At 64.9% G+C, this 465-nt stretch carries 1 protein-coding gene; it reads right to left on the bottom strand.

Annotated features, from left to right (window positions below):
- A partial coding sequence (locus KIH74_RS35660; protein WP_214160875.1) for a hypothetical protein occupies nucleotides 1-465 on the bottom strand: 465 nt, incomplete at both ends.

Below are 465 nucleotides of genomic sequence, written 5' to 3'. Positions count from 1 at the left end.
TCACCGCCCTCATCCAGTTCAGCACCACGCCAGCTGATCGCGACCGCGACCAACGGCCACGACACAGCCCCCAGGTAGGGCGGAGAATCCGAACGAGGCAAACCCTCCAGACCACCCAGAAAGTCCACCGAGAGCCACACCTCATCACGCTCCAGCCCCGACGGCGCCTCCAGCCGAACCTCGACCTCAAACCCTCCCGGCCTGATCAGCATCCGGCGAGGATCACTGGCCACGACCACCGGATGACCAGCCACAAGACCACCGATCCGATCACCGGCCCCGTCGTCCACCTCCCCGAGCAGATCCGACCACCCCAGCGCCTCCAGCCGCCCACGGATCACCCGCACGATCACCTCGTGCGAACGCGGAATGTCATACATGATCCAAGGCGTCTGCTGACTGACGGGAAGATCCCGGGGCGCAGCCAGAATGATCTCGTAGACATCCCGGAGATCACGCAGGGTC

Origin of the sequence: Kineosporia corallincola (assembly GCF_018499875.1) — a bacterium.
GTDB lineage: Bacteria > Actinomycetota > Actinomycetes > Actinomycetales > Kineosporiaceae > Kineosporia > Kineosporia corallincola.
This window is presented reverse-complemented; position numbering and strand designations above follow the sequence as displayed.